The sequence below is a fragment of the Vibrio sp. JZG120 genome, assembly GCF_053890955.1.
Map to the genome: position 1 here is coordinate 15,260 of NZ_JBSRRK010000009.1, position 22,106 is coordinate 37,365.

The following is a 22,106-nucleotide window of genomic DNA, read 5'->3' on the forward strand; positions in this document are numbered from 1 at the left end:
CCTTTCTTTTTTAGCCGCGCTCACGGCTCAGATAAAACTCGGCTAACGCGAGATCTTCTGGCTGAGTAATTTTTATGTTATTCGCATTACCCTGGACTAAAGCAGGCGTTTCGCCCAACCACTCTAAAGCCGATGCTTCATCCGTGATGGCTACGCCTTGTTCTAATGCGTCAGCCAGTGCTCGAGTCAGTTGTTGAGTTTTAAACATTTGTGGAGTTAATGCATGCCACAATGCTTCTCTCTCTACCGTATGACCGATATCTTGTGCTGCATTTGCTCGCTTCATTGTGTCTCTCACTGGAGATGCGAGGATGCCACCCGTTGGGTGAGCGCAGCAAACATCAATCAAACGGTCAATGTCGGATGTTAATACACATGGCCTTGCAGCGTCGTGGACCAATACCCACTCGCTTTCCAGATGTTCATTGACATAGTTTAGCCCTGAAAGTACGGAATCAGCGCGCTCTTTGCCACCCGCGACTTGAATTACATCGGGATGGTTCGCGATGGTTAACTCAGGGAAATAAGGGTCACCTTCGGTAATGGCGACAACCACTTTCGAAATTCGTGGGTGCGACAGCAACTTTTCTACAGTGTGTTCCAGCACCGCTTTTCCGTCGATCAATAAATATTGCTTAGGGCGGTCAGCCTTCATTCGACTACCGACACCGGCAGCGGGAACAATTGCGACATGCGATGAGTTCACATCCAACATTTTAATGATTTTCCTCACCTATAATGCGGTAGAAAGTCTCGCCATCTTTAACTAAACCAAGCTCATGACGCGCACGTTCTTCAATCGCATCAAGACCTTGCCTTAAGTCATCAATCTCAGCAAACATTTCATTATTGCGAGCTTGTAGCTTGCTGTTCACTTGTTGCTGAACTTCAATTTCATCTTTTACTGTGTAGTAGTCAGACACTCCGTTTTTACCAAACCATAGAGTGTATTGAAGCAAGCCAAACAGTAGCGTAAGGGCTATAACAAAGATTCGCATATCGCTGCTAACATTCTGTACCGGAAGGAATTAGATAAGGTGACATATATAGCATAAATGCGAGGTCGCCTCTAGGGGAGAAAGGGAGACTCACACGCTCCTTACAAGAAATAGGCAGCAAAATGAAACAAAGACATATGAAGCGATTCTTAGCACTCACCAAAGTAAGACCAAGAAATACAAGCCTATAGATACAAAAAACACCCCGCAAAATCAGGGGATTTTCAAAGCTTCAATCTAAGCGGTTAATCCAATGAAGAACTAAGCTTGAACTTCTTTAAGACCGCTTCTTTGAAACATGGAGGAGCGTGCTCACCTAGAGCTTCCTCGATGCAGATAAATGGGTTGCTTTCTTTAGGTATGGCAAGCAACACGGCCAGAACGGCTCATCGCTCTTAAATAAAAAACGCCCCACCGAAGTGGAGCGTTTCTAGAAAGCTATTTAGCTAAACTTATTCAATTAAGAATTAAGCTTGACCTTTAACTTCTTTAAGACCGTTGAAAGGAGCGCGCTCACCTAGAGCTTCCTCGATACGGATTAGTTGGTTGTACTTAGCAACACGGTCAGAACGGCTCATAGAACCAGTTTTGATTTGACCTGCAGCAGTACCTACCGCTAGGTCAGCGATAGTTGCATCTTCAGTTTCGCCAGAACGGTGAGAGATTACTGCTGTGTAACCTGCGTCTTTAGCCATCTTGATTGCAGCTAGAGTCTCAGTTAGAGAACCGATTTGGTTGAACTTGATAAGGATAGAGTTAGCTACGCCTTTCTCGATACCTTCAGCAAGGATCTTAGTGTTAGTAACGAATAGGTCGTCACCTACTAGTTGAAGTTTGTCACCTAGTAGTTCAGTTTGGTGCTTGAAGCCATCCCAGTCAGACTCGTCTAGACCGTCTTCGATAGAAACGATTGGGAATTGGTTAGCTAGCTCAGCTAGGTAGTGGTTGAACTCTTCAGAAGTGAAAGTTTTACCTTCGCCTTTCATGTTGTAGATGCCAGCTTCTTTGTCGAAGAACTCAGATGCTGCACAGTCCATAGCTAGAGTAACGTCTTTACCTAGTTCGTAACCAGCAGCTGCAACAGCTTCTGCGATAACTTCTAGAGCTTCTGCGTTAGATTTAAGGTTAGGAGCGAAACCACCTTCGTCACCAACTGCAGTGCTGTAGCCTTTAGACTTAAGAACTTTAGCTAGGTTGTGGAATACTTCTGCACCGATACGTAGACCTTCTTTAAGAGTCTTAGCACCAACTGGTTGGATCATGAACTCTTGGATGTCAACGTTGTTGTCTGCGTGCTCACCACCGTTGATGATGTTCATCATTGGTAGAGGCATAGAGAACTGACCAGCTGTACCGTTTAGTTCAGCGATGTGCTCGTATAGAGGCATGCCTTTAGCTGCAGCAGCAGCTTTAGCGTTTGCTAGAGAAACAGCTAGGATAGCGTTAGCACCGAATTTAGATTTGTTTTCAGTGCCGTCTAGTTCGATCATTACTGCGTCGATTGCAGCTTGGTCTTTAGCGTCTTTGCCAACTAGAGCTTCAGCGATTGGGCCGTTTACAGCTTCAACTGCTTTAAGAACACCTTTACCTAGGAAACGTGCTTTGTCACCGTCACGTAGCTCAAGAGCTTCGCGAGAACCAGTAGATGCGCCAGATGGAGCTGCCGCCATACCTACGAAACCGCCTTCTAGGTGTACTTCAGCTTCTACAGTTGGGTTACCACGTGAGTCGATGATTTCACGACCTAGAACTTTAACGATCTTAGACATTAATGTTTCCTCTCGTTTCAAATATAAATGTCAATTTTAAAGGGCAGCAGCACAACCTTCGCCGCCGCCCGTATCCTTTTACTTCTCGAATTCGCCGCGTGCGTTTTGGCCCGCAGCTTTAACGAAACCTGCAAACAATGGGTGGCCATCGCGAGGAGTCGATGTGAATTCTGGGTGGAACTGAGCCGCTACAAACCATGGGTGAGCTGGGTTCTCAATCATTTCCACTAACTTCTTGTCCGCTGATAGGCCAGAAACTTTCAGACCTGCTTTTTCGATTTGCGGACGAAGCACATTATTCACTTCGTAACGGTGACGGTGACGTTCATGGATCGTCGCGCTACCGTAAAGTTCACGAGCTTTCGTCCCTTTCTCTAGATGACATAGCTGTGAACCAAGACGCATCGTACCACCTAGGTCAGACTTTTCAGTACGCTCTTCTACGTTACCTGACTCGTCTACCCACTCTGTGATCAAACCTACCACAGGGTACTTAGTCTCTTTGTTAAATTCTGTTGAATGTGCACCTTCCATACCCGCAACGTTACGCGCGTATTCAATTAGTGCAACTTGCATACCCAAACAAATACCTAGGTAAGGCACATTGTTTTCACGTGCGTATTGAGCTGCACGGATCTTGCCTTCAATACCACGATCGCCGAAGCCACCTGGTACTAGGATCGCGTCTAAGCCTTCTAGCAGCTCAACACCTTTTGTTTCGATATCTTGTGAGTCTACATACTTAATTGTGACACTTAGACGGTTTTTCAAGCCAGCGTGTTTAAGCGCTTCGTTCACAGACTTGTATGCATCTGGCAATTCAGTGTATTTACCAACCATACCGATGGTTACTTCACCAGTAGGATTTGCTTCTTCGTAAATAACCTGTTCCCACTCAGAAAGATCAGCTTCAGGAGCTGTGATGCCAAAGCGAGCACACACAAGATCATCTAGACCTTGAGACTTGATCAATTGAGGAATCTTGTAGATAGAATCTACGTCCTTCATTGAAATTACTGCTTTTTCTGGAACATTACAGAATAGTGCGATTTTCTTACGTTCATTCGCTGGAATAACGCGGTCGCTACGGCAAACTAGGATATCTGGCTGAATACCGATAGATAGAAGTTCTTTTACAGAGTGTTGAGTTGGCTTAGTTTTCACTTCGCCCGCTGCCGCTAGGTAAGGAACAAGTGTTAGGTGCATGAACATTGCGCGCTCACGGCCTAGTTCAACGGCTAGCTGACGAATCGCTTCCATAAATGGTAGTGATTCGATATCACCAACGGTACCGCCAACTTCAACGATAGCCACATCATGGCCTTCAGAGCCAGCAATTACACGGTCTTTGATCGCGTTAGTGATGTGAGGGATAACTTGAATAGTTGCGCCTAGGTAGTCACCACGACGTTCTTTACGAAGTACGTCGGCATAAACACGACCTGCAGTAAAGTTGTTACGCTTGGTCATCTTGGTACGGATGAAACGCTCGTAGTGACCAAGGTCAAGGTCAGTCTCTGCGCCATCTTCTGTAACGAACACTTCACCGTGCTGAGTAGGGCTCATTGTGCCCGGGTCAACGTTGATGTAAGGGTCAAGCTTCATCATAGTCACTTTAAGACCACGAGCTTCTAGAATAGCCGCAAGAGATGCTGCTGCAATACCTTTACCTAGAGAGGATACAACCCCGCCAGTAACAAAAATGTAATTTGTCGTCATGTTTAACCTGAAATTGGTTGAATGAGGGAAATGGAGTGCTTCTGGACGGGAGATAAATATACCAGAAGCTCCTTACCGCCACAACGTGAAATCTATCACACCGTAATTTTTTATTTTTTGCTTCAAATCAAAGTGAGCAAAGACAAACCAAAGTCCGTTTTCGTGTTAAGAGGCAAACTGGCCTCATATTGTATATTCCGCTTATTTTCCCCTATCTAGACTCTTCTCGCTTTACTTCATCCCAGAAATCGTCGAGCTCTGATAAAGAACAATCTGTAAGCGCTTTGCCTGACTGCTGGACCTTTCCTTCAACTTGCTTAAAACGTCTCGCAAACTTTAAGTTTGCTTTCCCTAGTGCGACTTCTGGATTTTTATCAAGATGGCGTGCCAAATTGACGGTCGCAAATAGCAAATCGCCGAGTTCCAACTCCACTTTTTCTTCATCAGGCTGAACTTGTAGTGCTTCTTCCATGACTTCATCAATTTCTTCTCGCACCTTATCGACGACCGGGCCAAGAGAGTCCCAGTCAAATCCATATTTCGCACATTTTTTCTGTATCTTTGTAGCACGAGAAAGTGCCGGCAAAGAGTTTGGTATTGAGTCTAGGATACTTTCTTCCGCTTTGCCTACCTGCGCTTTTTCTTTTGCTTTTTCCGCTTCCCAGTTGGCGTTGATTTCCTCGTCCGATTCAAACTCAACATCTGAAAAAACATGCGGATGACGGCGAGTCAGTTTTTCATTCACAGTTTCGACAACATCCGAAAATTCGAACAGCTCTTGCTCTTTCGCTAGCTGGCTGTAAAAAATCACCTGAAACAACAAATCCCCTAGCTCTTCTTTTAGATTGGGCCAATCTCGATTTTGAATCGCGTCCACCACTTCGTAGGTTTCTTCTATTGTATGCGGAACGATGGTGTCAAAGGTTTGTTTTAAGTCCCAAGGGCAACCGTTTTCTGGGTCACGCAACTTCGCCATGATTTGTTCTAATTGTTCAATTGGATGACTCATTTTTTGTTCCTTTAAACCTTTCTACTAAAGAAAAAGGTGAGCAGCCAAAACCACTCACCTTCTACATTATATTTTCTCAGCAGCTTTCACTAAGTAATTGTTACTTTGACAAGGCAACAAGTTTTCGCGACTCCTGAGCATAGCTCGCCTATGTGATGAGCCTGGGCCGGCACTCCGGAGTGAGCGCAGGCAACAACGCTATCAGCTTCAAGTATGACGAGAATTTTAGCCGAGGCGTTTCACCGTCATGACATCCTTTATTTGTTCTACCCGTTTCGAAACACGAGAAAGCACTTCAATATTGGTGACTTCTAGATCAAAGTCCATGATAGCAAGTTGACGTCTGTAATCGACTCGGTTCTTCATACTGGTCACTTTGATCTTTTCGTTGGCGAACAGTGTCGTAATGTCTTTGAGTAGACCACCTCGCTCCATCGCTTCAACACGGACGGTGAGGATGTATGACCCGACGAAGCCGCTGCCCCAGACAGTATCGATGATACGCTCTGGCGCGTGATGGCGCAGTTCTTCTAGCTGTTCACAGTCACTACGGTGTACTGAAATCCCTCGGCCTTGCGTAATGTAACCACAGATATCGTCACCTGGAATTGGCTGACAGCAACGCGCTAGGTGCGTCATTAGGTTATCAACGCCTTCTACAACGACGGCGTCTTTTTTCGGTCGGCTTTGCGCTGGTGATTTGTGCTCTGCTTCTTGCAGTTTTTCCAGTGCTTGCTGGTCTTCTTCTTCTGCCGTTGGCTTGTTAACGAGCGCATTAATATGGTTAATGATTTGGTTGATACGCAAATCACCGCTACCAACACCAACGTAAAGCTCATCTGGTGTTTTGACGTTAAACCGTTTGAGAGCGTAATGCTCAGCATCTTTTAACGTTGCGCCAATTTTTGCTAACTCATGTTCAAGAATTTCACGACCCGCTTCGAGGTTCTTCTCACGGCTTTGCTTTCGGAACCAGGCGTTAATTTTGGCACGCGCGCGGCCAGAATGAACGAAGCCTAATGATGGGTTTAACCAGTCACGTGATGGGTTAGGTTCTTTCTGAGTGATAATCTCAACCTGATCACCCATATGTAGTTTATGAGTAAACGGTACGATGCGGCCTCCGACTTTGGCGCCGATACAACGGTGTCCCACTTCGGAGTGAATATGGTAGGCAAAATCTAGCGGCGTTGCCCCCATTGGTAAATCGACAACATCGCCGCGAGGTGTAAAGGCATAGACGCGATCATCAAAGACTTGGCTACGTAGCTCATCAAGCATTTCGCCAGAATCTGACATTTCTTCTTGCCAATCCAGTAGCTTACGCAGCCACGTAATCTTCTCATCATAACCGCTTCGGCTGCTTGCCCCTTCTTTATATTTCCAGTGCGCTGCAACACCCAGCTCCGACTCTTCATGCATTTGCTTGGTACGAATCTGGATCTCGATGGTTTTGCCTTCTGGCCCTAGAATTACGGTGTGGATCGATTGATAACCGTTTGGTTTAGGGTTAGCAACGTAGTCATCAAACTCGCTCGGTAGGTGCTTGTATTTGGTGTGAACTACGCCCAAAGCCGCGTAACAGTCTTGCAGTTTGTCTGCGATGATACGTACTGCTCGCACATCAAACAGCTCATCGAATGCCAAACTCTTTTTCTGCATTTTTCGCCAAATGCTGTAGATGTGCTTAGGTCGACCGCTCACTTCAGCATTGATGCCTGACACTTCCATTTCGTGCGTGAGGTCTTCAACAAAGTCTTTGATGTACTGTTCACGAACAATACGTCGCTCAGAAAGCTGCTTGGCAATTTGTTTGTAAGTTTCCGGTTGTTGGTAGCGGAAAGCGTAATCTTCAATTTCCCATTTCAGCTGACCGATGCCTAATCGGTTTGCTAGCGGCGCATAGATGTTGGCACACTCTTTTGCCGCCGCACGTCGAACCTCATCAGGCGCTTTTTTAACTTCAATAAGATTACAAATTCGTTCCGCGAGCTTGATAACCACGCAGCGGAAGTCATCCACCATGGCAAGCAGCATACGGCGTACGTTATCTACCTGAGATGACGCTGCACTGCCTTCCATGTTGACATTGAGTTGGCCAATAGCCGCCATCTCTTCAACGCCATCAATTAATTTTATGATTTCTTTGCTGTATTTCTCTTCCAGAATTTCTCTGTTAAAAGCACCACTTGAAACCAAAGGAAACAGTTGTGCAGCCACTAAGGTGGCCTGATCCATAGACAAGGTGATCAAAATTTCGATCATTTCTCGTCCACGCCACAACAACAGTTCCGCTTGCTCGTTATCGGCTAATACCGTCTGGCAATCTCGATATACTTCGATTAAGCGTGAGGCTGTGTTTTTCTCTTGTCCTAGGCTAGCCACCCAGTTTTCGAGTTCAAACTGTTCATCTTGGTTTAAATGCGCGCTTCTTACCGCAACCATCTCATCATCCTAATTATTATATTCGTGTGGTTTGACTAACACCGTCCAGGTTAGTTCTTTTACCTGCGCGTAAACGCTGGCTTTATGACCACCCACCACAAATAAGGTGCCAAAGTCCTAAAGTTAGGACTTTTCAAACAATGCCATCGATTCTAGATGACTGGTATGAGGGAACATGTCCAGCATACCTAATTTAGTTAATTTATAGCCTTGCTCCATCAAGCTTTGGCTGTCCCTAGCAAGGGTAGCAGGATTACAAGAAACATAAACTACACGCTGTGCGCCAAGCTCAGAAACTTGATCGATGATCCCACTTGCCCCCGCGCGTGCTGGGTCTAACAGCACTTTATCAAACCGTTCTGCCGCCCAGACCTGCCCTTCAAAATCTTGCTCAAGGTTAGCGTGATAAAATTGCGCATTATTGATTTGGTTCAAGGATGCATTATTTGTAGCTTTTTCGACCATCTCTGCAACACCCTCGACCCCAACTACGTGCTTAACTAACTTCGCAATCGGTAAACTGAAGTTGCCTACGCCGCAGAACAAATCTAACACTCGGTCACTCTTTTGTGGGTCTAACCACTCAACCGCTTGTTTGACCATTTGTTGGTTTACACCTTGGTTTACTTGAATAAAGTTATTTGGTTCAAAAGGGATTTTCACGCCAACTTCTTGATAAAAAGGCATATCGCCTTCGATAAGGTCTAATTGCTCTGTCGATGGCATTAAGTACAACGATGCACCATGACGTTTTGCCAACTCCGTTAGAGATTGAGTTTCACTCGTTGTCAGAGCGCTCAAGTGGCGCAGCGTAATACACGGCCCATTATCACCAAGTACCAGCTCTACATGGCCCAATTGTTCCGGCTTTTTATACGCTTTTAGTACTGAATAAATCTCTGGAAGCAGAACGTTCAGTTCCGGCGCCAGCACTGGGCAGTCGGTCACTTGCACAATTTGCTTACTCTGCTTTTTACGGAAACCAAAGTGCAATTGACGTGTTTTTTTATCGACAAATAAGCTCACTCGCGCACGACGACGATAGGCCAGTGAATCCCCTAATAATGGCGCATCAAGCTCAATATCATTGCCTGAAAATTTTCTCATTAGCTGACGCAACGTTTGCTGTTTGTACGTCAATTGTTGGTCATAATCTAGATGCTGCAAATCACAGCCACCGCACTCATGATAATGTGGGCAAAATGGCTCCACGCGAGTGTCACTCGGCTTAAGAATCTTAATCAGTTTACCGCGAGCAAATTTACTTTTTTCTTCCACTAATTGTGTGACGACTTCTTCTCCCGGCAATGCGCCATCAATAAACAGCGGTTTTTTCTTTAGGTAAGCAATACCTGCGCCGTGGTGATCTAAACGCTCCACTTGCACCGCTTGATGACGAGTATTGAGTTGGGTTTTCTTTTTCGGTTGAAAGATGCGTGCCATGCTCTATGCCTGATTTATGTCTAATTGCTCTTCGGCTTCACTATTCTTGATTGCAGCCGTTGTGTGATTCGAGTGACTTGATTATGCTTACCTTTTATTAGGTGACGTCACTTCTTTGCTCAACGCCTTATCGTGCGCTTGAGAAATAATGCGTTATTTTCCCATATCCAGACTCCGATGTAATTAGATAACATGACCAGATATGGCTTACGAGCACGTGTAATTACACTGACTCTCGCTCCCACTCTCATCATTGGTTTATTACTGAGCGGTTTTTTCTCTTTCAACCGCTACCAAGATCTTGAGAAACAAGTTATCACCACTGGTAACAGCATCATTGAGCCGTTAGCAATTGCCAGTGAAACTCATCTACTATCAGAAAGCCGAGAGGCGGTACGTCGCTTGATAAGCTACGCCCATCGCAAAAACTCTAAACTGGTTCGTAGTATCGCGGTGTTTGATGAACATCATGAGCTCTTCGTGACATCTAACTTTCACCCTAATTTCGAAGCCTTGATGTTCCCTAAAGATAAGCCGATCCCGCAACTGGGCAATTCGGAAATCTACGAAAACTCACTGATATTGCGCGTACCTATTTTGTCAGAGGGTCACTATTTAGCGGAGTTGTCGAACGAAAGCCAAGGAACCAAAGCAATTGGTTATATTGCCGTTGAGTTAGATCTCTCCTCTTTGAGGCTGCAACAGTATCAAGAAGTTTTCTCTGCTTTTTTAGTTCTTATACTCGGTCTTGGCTTGGCAAGTGTGTTTGCTTCACGTCTGATGCACGATGTTACCCAGCCTATCACCCACATGAAGAATGTCGTTGACCGCATTCGCCGTGGTCACCTAGACGTGCGTATCGAAGGTAAAATGCACGGTGAGTTAGACCAACTGAAAAACGGTATTAACGCCATGGCGGTATCGCTATCGGAATATCACGTGGAGATGCAGCACAGTATAGACCAAGCCACATCAGACTTGCGTGAAACGCTTGAGCAGCTAGAGATTCAGAACGTTGAGTTAGATATCGCGAAGAAACGCGCGCAAGAAGCGGCCAGGGTTAAATCTGAGTTCTTGGCGAACATGTCGCACGAACTGCGTACTCCGCTCAATGGGGTTATTGGCTTTACTCGTCAAATGCTTAAAACACAGCTTTCTAACAGCCAAACTGATTACCTACAGACGATTGAGAAGTCGGCGAACAATCTACTGAACATCATCAATGACATTCTCGACTTCTCGAAACTAGAGGCGGGTAAGCTGGCGCTGGAAAACATTCCGTTTGATTTCCGAGAAAGTTTAGAAGAAGTGATTAACCTACAAGCCACAAGTGCACATGAGAAAGGGTTAGAAATCACCCTAAAAGTGGACCCTAAAATTCCACCGGGTTTAGTTGGGGACCCACTACGTATCCAGCAAATTTTGACGAACTTAGTCGGTAACTCAATCAAGTTTACCGAGCGAGGCAACATTGATGTTAGCGTTGAAATGCGCTCTCAATCTGGGGACTCCGTCGAACTGCAATTCATGGTGCGTGATACCGGCATTGGTATTTCTGAACGTCAGCAAGCGCAATTATTCCAAGCGTTCAGCCAAGCGGATGCCAGCATTTCACGTCGCTACGGCGGCACTGGGTTAGGTTTGGTTATCACGCAGAAATTGGTAAGCCAGATGGGTGGCGAGATCAGCTTAACTAGTCGCCTACACCAAGGTTCGACGTTCTGGTTTACGGTGCGCTTGCACTCAACCGAAATGCCGATGAGCGAACTGATTGAAGTGGAACTTCTGACTGGCAAACAGTTGCTGTTGATTGAACCAAACATGCAAGCCGCATCCGTAACCCAACAGATTCTAAGTCAAGAAGGTATCTTAGTAACCTATCGCTCTTCGCTACCGAAAAACGAAGAACAATATGACTATGTATTACTGAATTTAGCGGCAAATCAAACGCATGATGCAGACGTCATTACACCTTGGATAGAACAAGCGAAACGCATGGCTCCGAGTGTGATCCTAGGGACGCCGAGTACCGAACTGGCACTTGCCGACCAAATTATGACAGAGCATCACGTCCAATGCCTGACGAAGCCGTTGTCTCGCCGTAAACTGCTACAAAGCCTAATTAGCGAACATGTCGAATCACCACCAACATTGAGTGCTCCAATTACGCCAAGCGAAGGGGAGCGTTTACCTCTGACGGTGTTAGCGGTGGATGATAACCCAGCGAACTTGAAGCTGATTTCCGCTCTGCTTCGCGAACGAGTAGAAACCGTCACCGCCTGTAGCAATGGCCAGCAAGCGGTGAACCTTGCGACGGAGAAAAAGTACGACTTAATCTTCATGGATATCCAAATGCCACAAATGGATGGTGTGACCGCTTGTCAGCACATTAAAGAGTTGGAGTTAAATAAAGACACGCCAGTGATTGCGGTAACTGCGCATGCCATGGCGGGTGAAAGAGATCGCTTGCTCTCGGCAGGAATGGATGACTACTTGACCAAACCTATTGAAGAGCATGTGCTACAACAGGTTTTGGTTCACTGGAACCCAAATGCTTGTACAGAGAGCATTGGCAAAGTCGCCCCTTCATACGTTGATGAGCCTGAAGGGAGCGCGCCACAATCCGTTTCTTCGCCTCAGCAGGATGTGATTATTGATTGGCAAGCTGCCTTAAAACAGAGCGCGAATAAAGAAGATCTAGCCAAAGACATGCTGCGCATGTTGGTTGAGTTTATCCCTGAAGTAGAAGCAGTCGTTGACCAAGCTCTGGAGCAAGAAGATATCTCCCGTGATGACCTAATTCATGTCATCCATAAGCTGCACGGCAGTAGCTCATATTGCGGAGTGCCTAGGCTGAAATCACTCTGTGCGACGCTTGAGCAAGCACTGCGCTCAGGGATCAGTCTTGAGGAGGTTGAGCCTGAAATGTTCGAGCTGCAAGATGAAATGATTAAAGTCACAACGACTGCAAAATTATACCTTGAACAGTAATCTGCTCGAGAGACAAGAAAGCCAGAGCATCTGCTCTGGCTTTTTAGTATTTTGTTTAAGACTTACAAGCTAGGATTCAAAAATGACCGTCGCCACAGCGTAATGACGCTCATCGGAAATGGACAGGTGAATGTGGTTAACGCCCATCGCATCCGCTATTTGCTTTGCTGTGCCCGTCAATGCGAGCACCGGTTTTCCAAGCGCATCGTTCGAGATGGAAAAATCGTGAAACGTGACCCCTTTCGCGATCCCTGTCCCCAATGCTTTTGAGGCCGCTTCTTTGACCGCAAAGCGCTTAGCAAGATAACGGCCTTGCAGCTTAAGCTGTGAAAATTTAGCCATTTCTTCTTCTGAAAGAATACGCTGAGCAAAAGGCTCACCACTACGAGCTAACGCTTTTTCAATACGCTCAATTTCTGCAATGTCGGTCCCTAACCCTATAATCGCCATCTAGATAGCCCTATTACTGGCGTGCCTCAATCATCAGTGCTTTCATGTCCGCAACCGCTTTATTCAAACCATCAAATACCGCGCGACCAATGATTGAGTGACCAATGTTGAGTTCGTAAATTTCTGGTAATGCAGCAATTGGCGCGACATTGTGATAAGTCAGGCCATGCCCGGCATTAACAATAATACCTAGGTCATGAGCATAACTCGCACCAGCGGCAATCTTCTTCAGTTCTGCTTGCTGTTCGTCTTCTGTCGTCGCATCAGCATAATGACCCGTGTGCAGCTCAATAAACGGAGCACCACACTTTTTCGCAGCTTCAATCTGTTGACGATCAGCATCAATAAAGAGTGAAACTTTAATGCCTGCATCTGTCAGCTTTTTCGTCGCAGCTTTAATTTTTTCAAGCTGCCCCACAACGTCCAAGCCACCTTCCGTCGTCAGTTCTTCACGTTTTTCAGGCACTAAGCACACAAACTCTGGTTTAGTTTGCAGCGCAATCTCAACCATTTCGTCCGTCACTGCCATCTCTAGATTCATGCGCGTTTGAATGGTTTCACGCAGAATACGTACATCACGGTCCAAAATATGGCGACGGTCTTCACGTAAGTGAATTGTGATACCATCCGCGCCTGCACGCTCAGCAATTTCTGCAGCGTGAACAGGATCAGGGTATTTTGTACCACGTGCATTACGTAGAGTGGCAATATGGTCGATATTGACGCCTAAATAAATTGAGCTCATTTTCCGTTACTCCGTGCTCTGGGGGTCTGAATGAAAAATTCACGACTTTTTAAAGGTTTGCCGCCAAGATACGGCTTTAAGGCTATACGTGTAAAGCGTTTTGCCGCTTTTAGCTGCTCTTTAGTGACGAACCGCCGCTCACTGATAGCAATCAGCTCATTCCCTAAAAACGTAAGGTTATCGCGCCTAACCGAAGCTATGAAGCCTTTTTGTTCCCGGTAACGATACGTCATCTCTGGGTCGACGGGCTCGCCAGTACCTGCACAGTGCAAGAAATCCACGCCATACCCCATAGAAGAGAGCAATGCTAACTCAAAACGACGCAGTGCTGGCTCAGGGTTCTCGTTGTGTGCCAACTCTGTTAACGCATGCAAATAATCATGAAATAGCGCTGGCATCGGCACTTCAGCCATCAATATCCGACCAATCAGTTCATTAACGTACATGGCAGAGTAGAGATTAATGCCCGTTAACGGTAAACCTAGGCTTATCGGCTCAGCTTGACGCAAAGTCTTCATTGAACCTTTTCCCGACCATTTAAGTAACAGCGGAGTAAAAGGTTGCAATGCGCCTTTTAAGTTCGAACGCTTACTGCGCGCGCCTTTGGCCATTAAAGTCATTCGACCATATTCCTCACTGAATACATCAAGGATTAAGCTCGATTCACTGTAAGGGCGGCGATGTAATACAAAACAGCGCTGTAAACCTTCGGAAGAGAGATTACTCATCTAAGTCATTGTGCCTAAAAAGTGTGAAATAAAAAATAAGGAGCCGAGCGGCTCCTTATTTTAATCGATACTAATTTTTCATCGATGTTGGAGCGAAGCATCTTCGCAGCCAAGATTATAAGTCGTCGATATAACCCAACGAGCGCAGTGCTCGTTCGTCGTCTGCCCAGCCAGATTTCACTTTTACCCAGGTTTCTAGGTAAACCTTACGACCGAACAACTCTTCCATATCTAAACGCGCTTCACGACCAATGGTCTTGATCTTCTCGCCACCTTTACCAATCACCATTTTCTTCTGGCCATTACGCTCAACAAGAATCAAGGCATTGATGTGGAAACCGTCGGTTTCTGGGTTGTAATCAAAACGTTCAATCTCGACCGTTACCGAGTATGGCAATTCTTCACCCGTGAAACGCATTAACTTTTCACGCACAATTTCAGATGCCATAAAACGCTGGGAGCGATCAGTCACGTATTCTTCTGGGAAGTGGTGCGTTGCTTTAGGTAAGTGATTACGCACGTGCTTACGCAGTACATCAATGTTCTTCCCTTGCTTCGCAGAGATTGGCACAACGTCCACGAAGTCCATCTTCTTAGACATCTCAGCCATGTGTAGCATCACTTCGTTACGATCTTGCACGTTGTCGACTTTATTGACACAAAGCACAACTGGGAAGTTCGATTTTTGAAGCTTAGTTAGCACCATCTCATCGTCTTTGGTCCAATGCGTACCATCGACTAAGAAGAACACTAGGTTTACATCACTTAGAGATGAGTTAGCCGCACGGTTCATCAGGCGGTTAATCGCACGCTTTTCTTCAATGTGAAGTCCTGGCGTGTCGACGTAAATCGCTTGGTAATCGCCATCCGTGTCCACACCCATAATGCGGTGGCGTGTTGTTTGCGGCTTACGTGAGGTGATCGAAATCTTCTGACCCAAGATTTTGTTCAGAAGTGTCGACTTACCTACGTTTGGGCGACCAACAATAGCAATGAAGCCACAGTGCTGGTTTTCTGGCGAGCTTAGCTCACCTTGTGATGCGAAAAACGCATCGATATCGAATTCGTTATCAGCCATTTGTTAATTGCTCAAGTGCTGTTTCAGCAGCCGCTTGTTCTGCCTTGCGGCGGCTGGTGCCTTTCCCGATTACAGGCTTGTCCACACCTGCTACTTCACACTCAACCGTAAACTCTTGGTTGTGCGCTTCACCTTTAATATTAGTCACTGTGTACACAGGCAGCGGTTTTCTTCTGCCTTGTAGGAACTCTTGTAGGCGAGTTTTCGGATCTTTTTGTGAGACGCCAGGTTTAATGGCTTCAAGGCGTGAGTTGTACCAACTCAGTACAATGCCTCGCACGACTTCAAGATCGCTGTCTAGGTAAATTGCGCCAATAATGGCTTCAACCGCATCGGCTAAAATAGAGTCTCGGCGGAAACCGCCACTCTTCAATTCACCTGGACCTAATTTTAAATAATCTCCTAGATCGAATTCACGACCCAGTTCCGCCAATGTATGTCCACGAACCAAAGTAGCACGCATACGGCTCATGTCACCCTCGTTCACTTTCGGGAAACGATGGTACAGATCATCAGCGATGACAAAACTTAAAATTGAATCGCCCAGAAACTCAAGACGTTCATTATGCTTACTGTTGGCGCTGCGGTGAGTCAGCGCCAAGTTGATAAGCCCGGCATCTTGAAACTGGTAGCCGAGCTTTCTCTCTAGTTTATCAATTGGAGAATTCATACTCTCTCGATATAAAATGGTTAGTGAATACCACCGATGCGGTTAAAACGCACACCAGTTGGAATCCATGAAGGTAGAACGCTATCTGCGCCACGATCAAACTCGAAGCTGATCCAAATGGCGACAGCTTTGCCGACTAAGTTTGCTTCAGGAACGAAGCCCCAGTAACGGCTGTCAGCACTATTGTCACGGTTATCACCCATCACAAAGTACTGACCTTGTGGTACAACCCACTCTGTCGTGCCGCTACGTGGGAAGTATTGCTCCACACGGTTACGAACAAGAGGGTTAACCAAAATATTGTGCTCCACGTTACCCAATTTTTCATCCAGTTGGATCATTGGAATACCGTTCGAGCTAAACTGACTTTCTTCAACATTGCTCAGTTTAACTGGTTTACACGCCGATTCACCTTGGCTTTGCACGCAAAGCTGCTTATCACTTGAATAACGCACTATATCACCAGGCAAACCAACAACACGCTTAATGTAATCCACACTTGGTTGTGGCGGGTATTTGAATACCACGATATCACCACGCTCAGGTTTACCTGTTTCAACTAACTGCGTGCGCCATACCGGATCTTTCAAGCCATAGGCGTATTTTTCTACCAAGATAAAGTCACCCACCAACAAAGTCGGCATCATTGAGCCTGATGGGATTTGAAATGGTTCGTAGATAAAAGAACGTAATACTAAAACGAACGCAATCACAGGAAAAATTGAGACGCTATTTTCAACCCACCAAGGCTGACGCTCAACTTTTTGCAAGGTCACTGCATCCAAACCATTAGACGTCTGAGCTTGAATCTCCGCCAGTTTTTCCTGACGCTTTTTCGCGAAAACCAGCTTTTCCAATAGCCAAACCACGCCAGTTACCAAAGTCGCAATAACCAGCATCAGTGAGAATGTATTCGCCATTAAATTCCCTTATCTAAAAATACGAAAGTGAAAGAGCCGAAACCCTTTCACTTATTTTAATATCTAACGTCTTAAGACCGACAAGTGTGAGACAAAGTTCAACTTTAGTCTTTACCTACGTGAAGGATGGCTAGGAACGCTTCTTGAGGCAGCTCAACGTTACCGATCTGCTTCATGCGCTTCTTACCTTCTTTCTGTTTCTTCAGAAGTTTCTTCTTACGACTTACGTCACCGCCGTAACATTTCGCGATTACGTTCTTACGCAGCTGTTTTACAGTTGAACGTGCGATAATGTGGTTACCAATCGCTGCTTGGATTGCGATATCAAACATTTGGCGAGGGATAAATTCTTTCATCTTCTCTACCAGCTGACGACCGCGAGTCTGAGACTGGTCTTTGTGTGTGATCATCGCCAATGCATCAACGGTGTCACCGTTCAGAAGAACGTCTACACGTACCATGTTCGACGCTTCAAAACGCTGGAAGTTGTAATCCAAAGACGCATAACCACGAGATGTCGATTTCAGACGGTCGAAGAAATCCAGTACCACTTCTGCCATTGGAATATCGTAAGTCACGGCAACCTGGTTACCGTGGTAAACCATATCGACCTGAGTACCACGCTTTTCAACACACAGCGTGATCACGTTACCTAGGTACTCTGAAGGTACCAGGATATTACAACGAGCGATCGGTTCACGAATTTCTTCAATATCATTGATCGCTGGTAGTTTGGCAGGGCTATCAACGTACAGCAGTTCACCATCGGTCTTTTCAACTTCGTAAACTACCGTTGGTGCCGTGGTGATAAGATCTAAGTCGTATTCACGCTCTAGACGCTCTTGGATAATTTCCATGTGCAGCATGCCAAGGAAACCACAACGGAAACCAAAGCCAAGTGCCGCTGAGTTTTCTGGCTCGTAGAATAGCGATGCGTCGTTTAGACTTAATTTGCCCAGCGCATCACGGAAGTTCTCGTAATCGTCAGAAGATACCGGGAACAGACCTGCGTAAACCTGAGGTTTTACTTTCTTAAAACCTGGTAGCGGTTTTTCACAGCCGTTCTTAGCCATAGTCAGCGTATCACCAACTGGTGCACCAAGGATGTCTTTAATACCACAAACCACCCAACCTACTTCACCAGTACGAAGGATATCGGTATCTACTTGTTTTGGCGTAAAAATACCAAGACGGTCTACCCCCCAAACTTGGCCCGTACTCATCACTTTGATCTTATCGTTCTTCTTCAGTTCGCCGTTTTTAATACGTACTAGAGAAACAACGCCAAGATAGTTATCAAACCATGAGTCAATGATCAGCGCTTGTAATGGCGCATCTGGGTCACCTTCCGGTGCTGGAATCGCTGATACGATGTTCTCTAGAACGTCATCAACACCGATGCCTGTCTTCGCAGAACAGCGGGTTGCTTCCATTGCATCGATACCAACGATTTCTTCAATTTCTTCCGCTACACGCTCAGGATCGGCTGCTGGTAGGTCAATCTTGTTCAAGATTGGCACAACCTCTAGATCCATCTCAATCGCGGTGTAACAGTTAGCCAGTGTTTGAGCTTCAACACCTTGACCCGCATCTACAACCAATAGCGCACCTTCACAAGCCGCTAGAGAACGTGATACTTCATATGCAAAGTCAACGTGCCCCGGAGTATCGATGAAGTTCAGCTGATACGTTTCACCGTCTTTAGCGGTGTAGTTTAGCGTCACACTCTGAGATTTAATGGTGATACCACGCTCACGTTCAAGATCCATAGAATCCAGAACCTGTGCGGCCATTTCACGATCGGTTAACCCGCCACAAACTTGGATTAGACGGTCTGATAGGGTCGACTTACCATGGTCGATGTGGGCGATAATCGAAAAGTTACGAATGTGCTTCATAGATTTAGGGTGACTAACTCTTTACAAATAGGGACAGTAAGAAACGCCATCTACTGACGGCATTTCAATCAAGTTGGCAGATTCTACCGAATTTCGTTAACGGGCGCACGTAATTTAAAGTACATACCCAAATAACCTTAAGTGGAGGGGGACAGCGCTTACTGGATTGGCTCTCCAAGTACCCTAACAAGGGTAACTTGGCGCTTGGATTCATCCTCTAACGGACGAGAAACACGTTTTGCGATCCACATTCCACCAGCTGCAAATAGTACTGATGCCAATATGATGATACCTTCTCCGCCCGCGGTCAGCGGCGCTAATAGGAAGTGACCAAACATCGCACCGATAATCAAACCAAACAACGGCAGTAAATAAACCGCCATTGCTGATTTTATCAGGCTCGACTCAGGAAAGCCTATCTCGACGACTTGACCTATCTTCACTGATTTATCCGTGCGCAGGTGCCAAGATAAACTCTTGTTACCAATGGCTTTAGTCACAACGCCCGTTCCACAGCTTTTCTGTGAAGAGCAACTACTGCAACTGGTCTGCTGTTCGCAGCTTAAATCAATTTCGTATTGTTTACCGCGACGATGTACGTCTGTCACAGTAGCCAACGCGGTCATCATTGTTGTTTACTCTTTGTTACATTAAATGTGACAGATTGAGCGATACGCTGTGCTGTGGTCGGCGGAATGTCTCCAACTACGGAGATTTCATGTTGACCGCTCACAAAACTATGCAGCGTTCTTCGGCCTTGGCGAACCAACTGACCTTTTAACGAATGCTCATCTTTGTTTGCTACGTAAACAGAGAAGCTAAATAGACCGTCAGAGTACAGCTGACTCTCCACCATTTGATTGGTAACAGCCATGCGGTAGCGGTTCAGCTCGTTCGGTTCGAAACCTTCAGGGATCCAACCTACCTGCCAATTGCTGGTTCCAATATCGCCTTTTGGCATGGTGAGAACAGCTGGTAATTGAACATCTTGTAGGCCACTCATTAACTCTGCGATTTTTGGATTCACCGTGTAAGAAATAGTGCGATATTGTTCAAGCATCTCACCATCACGGTCCACAAGGTCGGCACGTAAAGGCAATTTACTCTTTTCATCGATCCATAGTACGTATGAATAGCGCAGACCGTCTTTAGGGACGACACGCAGCACTTGTGTTGCTACACCTGCTTCACGAGCTCTACCCACTTTTACATAGTCGTAATACAAGTTTAGCTCATCGATATTGGTATTGAGCATAGGCATGGTCGGAGCGACCATTTTACCTGACTCGATGGTGAATGGTTCTAAACCCGTTTCGATATAGCTTACTTCTGTGCCGCGACGAATCACTTCGCGTACAGGGCCACTTAAATAGACAAGATGAGCATATTGATCGTCACCATGCGTCGCATGACGATACAGCAACGGCTCAATGCTGTTCTTTTTGATAAGGATATAAGAGAGTTCGTAACTTAAATTCTTACTCGCCTCGCTCATTTGATGCAATAAAGCCTCCGCTGGCTTATCACCAGCAAAGGCTTGAGAAGACATCATACTGAACAGAGCGCAAGCGCTGATCAGAAATTTTTTCATTCAATATCCGGATTCAGATTTGCATCTTGTTGAGATGCATCACTGTTAATTCGTAACTGCAATTCATAGTCTCGCAGCATAGCATGAACACGCTTACGTTGCTCTTGCATATTTGCTTCACCTACAGAACGCTCAACAGACTCACGAGTTAAACTCACAGGCTCTGCGCTGCCAGCAAACGGAACTGTCTGCAACACAGGCAATTGGTCTGTTTGCGGCGACATTGAATCGCTACCACCGTACTGCTGTACACCTAAAATAACGACAAGCGATACACATGCAGCAACAGCAACTTGACCAAACTGTGTCAACCAACCTGGCAACTGACGTTTTGCTTTTTGCGGTTCTGGTTGTGACTCTTTTGGCGTATCAGCAATTGAGATAACATTTGCACTGTGCGCATCAAACGCACGGTGTGCAGGTTCATCTTCTAACGCTAACGCCACGCTTTCAGCAATATTCCACTCAGGTTTTGCTGGCGCTTCGCCTCGCATCACATCACCAATCAGGTGATAGTTCTGCCAAGCATCACGGCTCTCTTGGTCTTGCTCTAACTCTTGAATTAAAGCCTTATCGACCAATTCTCCATCCATGAGAGCTGAAAGTTTTTCTTTGTCAGCCATTATTTTCACCATAGTTATTACTTGTACTAGCGTTGCAAAAGAGGTCTGATTTTCTTTTCCACCGCCTCACGAGCACGGAAGATACGCGATCGTACCGTTCCTACCGGGCAATCCATCACTTCTGCAATTTCTTCATAACTCAAGCCATCGAGCTCTCGTAATGTCATTGCGGTTTTTAAATCTTCAGGTAAAGCTTCGATTGCACTGAACACCACCCGTTGCAATTCTTTGGACAACGTTAAGTTCTCAGGGTTCGATATTTCTTTAAGTGCACTACCTGTTTCGTAAAATTCAGCATCTTCAGCATCGACATCTGTCGCTGGAGGTCTACGCCCTTGAGCAACAATGTGATTTTTCGCAGTATTCACTGCAATGCGATACAGCCACGTATAAAACGCACTTTCCCCACGAAAGCTGGGAATAGCTCGGTAAGCTTTAATAAACGCTTCTTGTGCTACATCTGGTACATCGCCAGGATTACTAACGTATCTGGAAATAAGATTACATACCTTGTTCTGATACTTCGTTACCAGCAGGTTGAATGCTTGCTTATCGCCATTCTGAACTCGCTCAATCAATACTTGATCGGTCAGCTGCTCGTTCATTCGAGCGGATACTCCTATTTGTTATGCCCCTACTCTTCTCAGATATGGGTACTAATTATGCAAAACGTAGTATTGACACCACTGCTTACTTGAGCACTATTGTGACCCTAACGTGAATGAGAAAGTTCCATGGTTTCTCAAGTTTTTTGTCATTGTTTTTTCACAGTGTGATGTCTATACCCAAATGACCACCGTTGCCTGACTTTAGTCTAAGTTTGACAAGCGAGCATCTTGAGGGGAAATGGGTATAATGAATGATCTCTGTCCCAGATTGTGCTGGGTCGAGCATGGAAAAGCAATGGCATTGACAAACTATTACTTTTCATTTGCATGGCTAATGGCTATCTGAACACCGCGTTACAAATATAACTTAGGAAGCATGCTCATGCTCTGCATGAAAAAGAAGAGTGGCTCAGTCACCGCA

At 45.8% G+C, this 22,106-nt stretch carries 19 protein-coding genes; 1 reads left to right on the forward strand and 18 read right to left on the reverse strand.

The window, feature by feature from the left end; all coding sequences use genetic code 11:
- Nucleotides 1–10: 10 nt before the first annotated feature.
- From ispD to rlmD, 7 genes are all read right to left on the reverse strand, one after another.
- Complete coding sequence (gene ispD / locus ACWPOD_RS17705; RefSeq protein ID WP_065646112.1) at nt 11–715, reverse strand: 2-C-methyl-D-erythritol 4-phosphate cytidylyltransferase; 705 nt, start codon at nt 713–715, stop codon at nt 11–13.
- Between the two features lies 1 nt (nt 716).
- A complete protein-coding gene (gene ftsB, locus ACWPOD_RS17710) occupies nt 717–998 on the reverse strand; it encodes a cell division protein FtsB (protein WP_005380907.1) in 282 nt (93 codons plus the stop codon).
- Between the two features lie 467 nt (nt 999–1,465).
- Nucleotides 1,466–2,767: a phosphopyruvate hydratase gene (gene eno, locus ACWPOD_RS17715; RefSeq protein WP_005383785.1), complete on the reverse strand. Its 1,302-nt coding sequence runs from the start codon at nt 2,765–2,767 to the stop codon at nt 1,466–1,468.
- A gap of 78 nt (nt 2,768–2,845) precedes the next feature.
- Entirely contained in the window at nt 2,846–4,486 is a 1,641-nt protein-coding gene (locus ACWPOD_RS17720; protein ID WP_005393892.1) for a CTP synthase, read from the reverse strand.
- Nucleotides 4,487–4,697: 211 nt separating this feature from the next.
- On the reverse strand, nt 4,698–5,495 hold the full coding sequence (gene mazG, locus ACWPOD_RS17725; protein WP_258460226.1) for a nucleoside triphosphate pyrophosphohydrolase: 798 nt from the start codon (nt 5,493–5,495) through the stop codon (nt 4,698–4,700).
- Nucleotides 5,496–5,720: 225 nt separating this feature from the next.
- Nucleotides 5,721–7,940 carry a GTP diphosphokinase gene (gene relA / locus ACWPOD_RS17730; RefSeq protein ID WP_005393896.1) on the reverse strand — a complete coding sequence of 740 codons (2,220 nt, stop codon included), beginning with the start codon at nt 7,938–7,940 and terminating at the stop codon, nt 5,721–5,723.
- A 123-nt stretch (nt 7,941–8,063) separates the two neighbouring features.
- On the reverse strand, nt 8,064–9,383 hold the full coding sequence (gene rlmD, locus ACWPOD_RS17735; RefSeq protein WP_456232103.1) for a 23S rRNA (uracil(1939)-C(5))-methyltransferase RlmD: 1,320 nt from the start codon (nt 9,381–9,383) through the stop codon (nt 8,064–8,066).
- 192 nt (nt 9,384–9,575) lie between these two features.
- Between rlmD and barA the strand changes: the two genes are divergently transcribed.
- The gene (barA, locus tag ACWPOD_RS17740; protein ID WP_048625987.1) at nt 9,576–12,374 is read left to right on the forward strand and encodes a two-component sensor histidine kinase BarA; all 2,799 of its coding nucleotides are present in this window, start codon (nt 9,576–9,578) and stop codon (nt 12,372–12,374) included.
- 69 nt (nt 12,375–12,443) lie between these two features.
- Here barA and acpS read toward each other — a convergent pair whose 3' ends face one another.
- The 11 genes from acpS to rpoE all read right to left on the reverse strand — a co-directional run bounded on the left by acpS (nt 12,444) and on the right by rpoE (nt 21,682).
- Nucleotides 12,444–12,824 carry a holo-ACP synthase gene (gene acpS, locus ACWPOD_RS17745; RefSeq protein ID WP_012841407.1) on the reverse strand — a complete coding sequence of 127 codons (381 nt, stop codon included), beginning with the start codon at nt 12,822–12,824 and terminating at the stop codon, nt 12,444–12,446.
- A 13-nt stretch (nt 12,825–12,837) separates the two neighbouring features.
- Complete coding sequence (gene pdxJ, locus ACWPOD_RS17750; protein ID WP_048625989.1) at nt 12,838–13,569, reverse strand: pyridoxine 5'-phosphate synthase; 732 nt, start codon at nt 13,567–13,569, stop codon at nt 12,838–12,840.
- On the reverse strand, nt 13,566–14,297 hold the full coding sequence (gene recO, locus ACWPOD_RS17755; protein ID WP_006743310.1) for a DNA repair protein RecO: 732 nt from the start codon (nt 14,295–14,297) through the stop codon (nt 13,566–13,568). The genes pdxJ and recO overlap by 4 nt, the downstream gene beginning before the upstream one ends.
- Nucleotides 14,298–14,412: 115 nt before the next feature.
- Complete coding sequence (era, locus tag ACWPOD_RS17760; protein WP_145532503.1) at nt 14,413–15,375, reverse strand: GTPase Era; 963 nt, start codon at nt 15,373–15,375, stop codon at nt 14,413–14,415.
- Nucleotides 15,368–16,045 (reverse strand): ribonuclease III, encoded by a 678-nt coding sequence (rnc, locus tag ACWPOD_RS17765; protein ID WP_005393907.1) that lies wholly within the window; start codon nt 16,043–16,045, stop codon nt 15,368–15,370. The genes era and rnc overlap by 8 nt, the downstream gene beginning before the upstream one ends.
- Before the next feature lie 20 nt (nt 16,046–16,065).
- Nucleotides 16,066–16,965 (reverse strand): signal peptidase I, encoded by a 900-nt coding sequence (lepB, locus tag ACWPOD_RS17770; RefSeq protein ID WP_005380933.1) that lies wholly within the window; start codon nt 16,963–16,965, stop codon nt 16,066–16,068.
- 104 nt (nt 16,966–17,069) lie between these two features.
- Nucleotides 17,070–18,863, reverse strand: a complete 1,794-nt coding sequence (gene lepA / locus ACWPOD_RS17775; protein ID WP_005393909.1) for a translation elongation factor 4 — start codon at nt 18,861–18,863, stop codon at nt 17,070–17,072.
- Between the two features lie 158 nt (nt 18,864–19,021).
- Nucleotides 19,022–19,492: a SoxR reducing system RseC family protein gene (locus ACWPOD_RS17780; RefSeq protein ID WP_005384575.1), complete on the reverse strand. Its 471-nt coding sequence runs from the start codon at nt 19,490–19,492 to the stop codon at nt 19,022–19,024.
- Nucleotides 19,489–20,454 (reverse strand): sigma-E factor regulatory protein RseB, encoded by a 966-nt coding sequence (gene rseB, locus ACWPOD_RS17785; RefSeq protein WP_005393918.1) that lies wholly within the window; start codon nt 20,452–20,454, stop codon nt 19,489–19,491. Before rseB ends, ACWPOD_RS17780 begins: the two co-directional genes overlap by 4 nt.
- On the reverse strand, nt 20,451–21,077 hold the full coding sequence (locus ACWPOD_RS17790; RefSeq protein WP_012841405.1) for a sigma-E factor negative regulatory protein: 627 nt from the start codon (nt 21,075–21,077) through the stop codon (nt 20,451–20,453). Before ACWPOD_RS17790 ends, rseB begins: the two co-directional genes overlap by 4 nt.
- 26 nt (nt 21,078–21,103) lie before the next feature.
- Nucleotides 21,104–21,682 carry an RNA polymerase sigma factor RpoE gene (gene rpoE, locus ACWPOD_RS17795; protein WP_005380946.1) on the reverse strand — a complete coding sequence of 193 codons (579 nt, stop codon included), beginning with the start codon at nt 21,680–21,682 and terminating at the stop codon, nt 21,104–21,106.
- Nucleotides 21,683–22,106: the final 424 nt, after the last annotated feature.

Bases quoted from the DNA above. Each gene is read 5' to 3' on its own strand.
- lepB (WP_005380933.1), bottom strand. From the start codon at position 16,965: ATGGCGAATACATTCTCACTGATGCTGGTTATTGCGACTTTGGTAACT.
- lepA (WP_005393909.1), bottom strand. From the start codon at position 18,863: ATGAAGCACATTCGTAACTTTTCGATTATCGCCCACATCGACCATGGT.
- barA (WP_048625987.1), top strand. From the start codon at position 9,576: ATGACCAGATATGGCTTACGAGCACGTGTAATTACACTGACTCTCGCT.
- acpS (WP_012841407.1), bottom strand. From the start codon at position 12,824: ATGGCGATTATAGGGTTAGGGACCGACATTGCAGAAATTGAGCGTATT.
- ACWPOD_RS17720 (WP_005393892.1), bottom strand. From the start codon at position 4,486: ATGACGACAAATTACATTTTTGTTACTGGCGGGGTTGTATCCTCTCTA.
- mazG (WP_258460226.1), bottom strand. From the start codon at position 5,495: ATGAGTCATCCAATTGAACAATTAGAACAAATCATGGCGAAGTTGCGT.
- ACWPOD_RS17780 (WP_005384575.1), bottom strand. From the start codon at position 19,492: ATGATGACCGCGTTGGCTACTGTGACAGACGTACATCGTCGCGGTAAA.
- recO (WP_006743310.1), bottom strand. From the start codon at position 14,297: ATGAGTAATCTCTCTTCCGAAGGTTTACAGCGCTGTTTTGTATTACAT.
- rnc (WP_005393907.1), bottom strand. From the start codon at position 16,045: ATGAATTCTCCAATTGATAAACTAGAGAGAAAGCTCGGCTACCAGTTT.
- rseB (WP_005393918.1), bottom strand. From the start codon at position 20,454: ATGAAAAAATTTCTGATCAGCGCTTGCGCTCTGTTCAGTATGATGTCT.
- eno (WP_005383785.1), bottom strand. From the start codon at position 2,767: ATGTCTAAGATCGTTAAAGTTCTAGGTCGTGAAATCATCGACTCACGT.
- rpoE (WP_005380946.1), bottom strand. From the start codon at position 21,682: ATGAACGAGCAGCTGACCGATCAAGTATTGATTGAGCGAGTTCAGAAT.
- rlmD (WP_456232103.1), bottom strand. From the start codon at position 9,383: ATGGCACGCATCTTTCAACCGAAAAAGAAAACCCAACTCAATACTCGT.
- relA (WP_005393896.1), bottom strand. From the start codon at position 7,940: ATGGTTGCGGTAAGAAGCGCGCATTTAAACCAAGATGAACAGTTTGAA.
- era (WP_145532503.1), bottom strand. From the start codon at position 15,375: ATGGCTGATAACGAATTCGATATCGATGCGTTTTTCGCATCACAAGGT.
- pdxJ (WP_048625989.1), bottom strand. From the start codon at position 13,569: ATGAGCTCAATTTATTTAGGCGTCAATATCGACCATATTGCCACTCTA.
- ACWPOD_RS17790 (WP_012841405.1), bottom strand. From the start codon at position 21,077: ATGGCTGACAAAGAAAAACTTTCAGCTCTCATGGATGGAGAATTGGTC.
- ftsB (WP_005380907.1), bottom strand. From the start codon at position 998: ATGCGAATCTTTGTTATAGCCCTTACGCTACTGTTTGGCTTGCTTCAA.
- ispD (WP_065646112.1), bottom strand. From the start codon at position 715: ATGTTGGATGTGAACTCATCGCATGTCGCAATTGTTCCCGCTGCCGGT.